This is a genomic window from Okeania sp. SIO2B9 (assembly GCF_010672505.1).
GTDB lineage: Bacteria > Cyanobacteriota > Cyanobacteriia > Cyanobacteriales > Microcoleaceae > Okeania > Okeania hirsuta.
This window is the reverse complement of sequence record NZ_JAAHGK010000573.1, coordinates 1-4,604: the sequence shown is the minus strand read 5'-3', so window position 1 is coordinate 4,604 and position 4,604 is coordinate 1. Positions and strand designations below refer to the sequence as shown.

3 protein-coding genes are annotated in these 4,604 nt (G+C 38.7%); 1 reads left to right on the top strand and 2 read right to left on the bottom strand.

Going from position 1 to position 4,604, the window contains the following annotated elements; genetic code table 11:
- The coding region (locus tag F6K13_RS19345; protein WP_287288068.1) for a hypothetical protein at window positions 1–473 on the top strand (473 nt) is incomplete at its 5' end.
- An 82-nt stretch (window positions 474–555) separates the two neighbouring features.
- On the opposite strand, the gene F6K13_RS19340 is transcribed toward F6K13_RS19345, so the two are convergent.
- Window positions 556–1,785, bottom strand: coding sequence for a bifunctional sterol desaturase/short chain dehydrogenase (locus tag F6K13_RS19340; RefSeq protein ID WP_124147025.1), 1,230 nt, complete (start codon window positions 1,783–1,785; stop codon window positions 556–558).
- Window positions 1,786–2,210: 425 nt separating this feature from the next.
- On the bottom strand, window positions 2,211–4,004 hold the full coding sequence (gene mrdA / locus F6K13_RS19335) for a penicillin-binding protein 2 (RefSeq protein ID WP_124147024.1): 1,794 nt from the start codon (window positions 4,002–4,004) through the stop codon (window positions 2,211–2,213).
- Between the last annotated feature and the right edge of the window lie 600 nt (window positions 4,005–4,604).

The window sequence follows — 4,604 nt, the reverse complement described above, 5'->3', positions numbered from 1 at the left end:
TCCCCGGTCTTCTTCCTGAAGACCGGGGAGTAGATTCTGGGTTAATCTCGGGAGAGGATTGGGAAAAACCTTGGTTGCAAAATCGCCTTCCTGATGAGACCAGACCTATTGATTATCTCCGCAAGGAATATGTTGAGAAACTTTCCCAAAAACCTATTATCTATCATCTCCAATTACGCTTGCATGAAGATATTCAAGGGGATAAAACTAAGATTTTTACCCAAGAAGTAGAATGGAGTGAAGAAACTTCCCCTTGGTTGGATTTAGCAACGATAACCATAGGTCGGTCGCTTTCTTTTGAAGAAACGGAGAAACTATCTTTTGATATCGGTAGGCAACCGGATTCTTTGGGTGCAGTGGAGGCGTTTGATGCTCACGATCCTAATTCTGTGAATGCTGCTCGTCTTAGGATTTATGGTTTATCTCTTGCAGTAAGGAGTTTTTTATACAGAAAAAGCGGCAAGTTTGAGTAGGGTTCGCTTATGGAAGTCTTTTGGTCAGAGGAGGAGTCAGGAGACAACCCACCCCCTACCAAAATACTTTATTCAGCAAACCCTATTTAGAAGTAAATAATTTAAAGTAAGTAGAAACTAAAAATTCTTTGATAGGAATTGCTACAAAAGTCAAAGGATTAATTGTGACAATAATTGTTCTAACATCTGCTTTTGCTAATTTTACTATCTGTTTTGCCACCCAATCAGCAGACATTATTCCAATGGGATTAAGATTACTTTTAAACGGACCTAATATTAATTTCCGAATGACACAGGGAGCATCTAATTTTCTTAAAGTAACTAAATCTCCAAGGGTTCTTTTTGTGAGTTCATATAGAGGACTAAAAGCTGGAGAAACTTCTGCTTCTGATGTGTTAACCCAGACTTCTTTACAGGCAATATCAGAATTTGTTCTCACAGTTTTGAGGAAGATTTCTAACATTCGCCAACTAGAAAAAGTATTAATTTCATAAGATTTAGCGATCGCTTCTGCTGTCTTTTCTCCATGTACGTTAATGCCATGATTTAATACTAAAATATCTACTTTTTTAAATAAATCTGCTAAATTATTTTCTTGACTTACTTGCCAATTTATGGTACTTACTTTTAAGTCTTTACCATCTATATTTATAGTAATAGTTTGATTCCCAGAGGTAAGAGCAATTACTTTTGCCCCTGCTTTGTGAAGATGTAGGAGAAGCGATCGCCCTAAACTGCCAGAAGCACCTGTAACAGCAATAGTTTTACCTTTGAGAGAAAGAGCTGTACCCATAAGTTTATCTACCAGACTCAGAGTACCGCAAAAATAAGCATTTTGATTATCGAAGTGGTGTCGCCAATGATAAGAACGGTTAACAAACCAATAAGTGGGAGGCTCTGAGAATGCACCAGGAAGATGATTGAGGTCTGTAAGTTGGTCAGCATGAGGAATACCAATACCACGAGCGATCGCCGGAAGCAAGAAACTTAAAGTATAAACAGAACCTGCTAAAGTAGCCCAATGATAAGAAGGTATCCAAACAAAAGTTAGTGCCCAGAGTAACAGACTAAAAGTCAACATTACCAGAGATTCTGGGACATCGTGATACCAAGTAGCTTTTTGATAAACCTCTGTACTGACAGGAGTCAAGTCTGGGCGGAAAACACGATGATGCCAACCGTGCCATTTATACAAAGGAGACCAAATATGAGAAACCACATGATAAGTATCTCGCACCAGTTCCACAAATAATATAGAACCCAGGATCCAACAAATGTTGGCTATCCAAGGGTTGACCAGATAAAACTCCATAAACCTCACTATCAAATATGTTATATAAATATACTTTAAATTAACATTAGAAGTATTGCTTTTCTGATAGGAAGTCTTAAAGTTATATCATGTCCGGTTGAATACTTATAAAAAGCGACGGAGGATTCAGGAGTCAGGAGTCAGAAGTCAGCAGAGAAGGAAGAATGAAGAATTTTTTTTCATAAAAAAAGCACTACGTCTTTTGGTTAAAACAATAATTTAGTTATAAGGGAACAGGGAACAGGGAGAAATAATTGATAATTTTTTGATTTTTGATTATCACGCCTATGTCTATTTAGCCGGACATAATACTATAGGAGTCTAAGGAAAGAGGACGGACAGATCAAAAGCTGAAAACTCAGACAAGGTAAAATTTTTCCCTCTTCCTTCTTCCCTCTTCCCTCTTCCTTCTTCCTTCTGCTATACTATTTTCCTTTATTAGCAAAATAAGTATCAAAAATAGCTTTAGCAATTGGTGTCGCACCTACCGAACCGTAACCACCCTCCTCAACTGCAATTGCTACAGCGATTTCAGGATTATAAGCAGGTGCAAACCCAATATACATCGCATTATCTGCCTGCCCAGGAAGTTCCACCGTGCCAGTCTTTCCTCCAGATAATGGAATAGTACCATCATTCAAACTCCGACCAGTACCCTTCCTCACCACATCAATTAATCCTTCGCGCACTGTATTAATAGTTGAAGGTTTTAGACCAGTTTTAATTGATTTAGTAGCTGCAGTGCCAGTTTGAGATGCCAATAAATGAGGCTTTACTCGATACCCACCATTAGCGATCGTGCTGACCATCACTGATGATTCTAAAGGAGTTACCAACACCAAACCTTGACCTATACCCATAGTCACAATATCAGCAATATGCCAAGGTTCTCCATAAATCTCTTCTTTTTCTTTAGGAGTGGGAATTTGACCATGATTACCATCTATCCCCAATAGTTTTAAGTCAATACTGCCACCAATACCTAACTCTCGCCCCCACTTAGAAATTACTTCCGGGCCAATATTCACAGCCATTTGATAGAAAAATGTATTGCTACTGTAAGCTAAAGCATCCCTAAAACCAATTAACCCATAACCTCCACTATGTTCGTTAAAAGTGATGCCACCAATAGTGACAGCATTATAAGTTCTCACTCTAGAGTTAGGAGAATACTTACCAGACTGGAGTGCTGCAACAGAAGCAACTGTTTTGAAAGTACTTCCTGGCGGATAACCCTGGAGCGCACGATTCAAAAAGGGCTTACTTGCACCTTGCAGACGTTGCCATTCTGAGGTTGTCATCTTACCAGTAAATAGACTAGGGTCAAATGTAGGTCTGCTTGCCATTGCTAAGATTTCCCCTGTTTTGGGATTGATGGCAACTGCCACACCCCGACGGTTTCCTAGTGCTTTTTCTGCTGCTTTTTGAATATCGATATCTAAGGTTAATTTGACTGATTTGCCTGATGTCGGATTTTTGGCTCCCAGTTCCTGGATTTTGTTACCTTTAGCGTCAACTTCAATCAAACGATTACCCCAAACTCCCTCCAATTTAGAGTTTGCGGAACTTTCTATCCCCATTTTACCAACAATCATTCCCATTGGGTATTTGGGGTTAGATATCAATTCTTCTTTGGTTGCTTCGCCAGTATATCCAATCAGATGAGCTGCTAAACTGCCATTAGGATAGTAGCGAATATTTTCAGTACGCACTTCTAGTCCTCGTGTTTCACCAGTTTTTTCTGCTAATGCTATGAAGGTAGTGGGATCGAGATTAGAAAAGATTCTAACTCCTAGGGGTGAATCATAGCCAACTTCTTCTAATTTGTTGATAATATCGCTAGCGGAAATGTCTAAAATTGAACTTAATTCGGTTGCAAGTTCTGACCACTCTGCAGCTGAGTATTCTTGAGGCCACAAATATACGGAGCGAGACAGCTTATTACCCGCTAAGATTTTACCTTTGCGGTCATAAATTGTACCACGACTCGCTGCCACTGGAACTAGACGAATGCGGTTGTTTTCTGCACGTTCCCGGTTATACTTTCCCTGAACTAATTGTAGTTGTACTACACGATAAGCATTGATGCCAATTAAGCTAGTGATCAGTAGCATCATTGTGAATGCTTGCACCAAGCGACTACGTTTCGATACAATTTGTTGCCCAGCACTTCTGGCAAGGTGAGGAGATTTAGAATATAAACCAATATCTTGAGTCATTATAATTGCATAAGTGTTTCATCTTGTTGATTTTTCTTTACACCCTGCTTTTTGTCCGGAATATTAACCACTTTTAGTAGTAGATGTAGTAGTAGATGTACCTTTAAAAAATTGTGATTAATTATTTGTTCAATTATATCTTTTCGGGTTATAGTTAATTGTATATTTCACTACATTTTACCATGAGTTAAAAATGAATAGTTATAGCAGTAGCCATTACTACATTTGACATATCAAAAGCTTAAAACTCAGACAACGCAACATTTTCCTTACTTATTTCTTCCTTCTGCTATACAAAAAAGTTAGAGGAAACACAGCAGAAGGAATCAAAGATATTTTTACTCTGCTAAAGAGTTGAGAGTAACTATGGCTCTTGGAGGAGAAAGCAATATGAGATTTGGATAGCATTAGTATTAGGCTTTGTTGCATGAAAGTTGCGATTCGCTCCGCGATCCGTTCCGGAATCACAAATTATATCATGTCCGGTAGCATCGGTCTTGTATAGCAAAGGTAAGGAAGAAGGAAGAAGGAAGAAGAAAGAGGGAAGAGGAAAGAAGGCTACCCTCGCAAGAAAAAACCATCATTTCCTGTAGATATTCA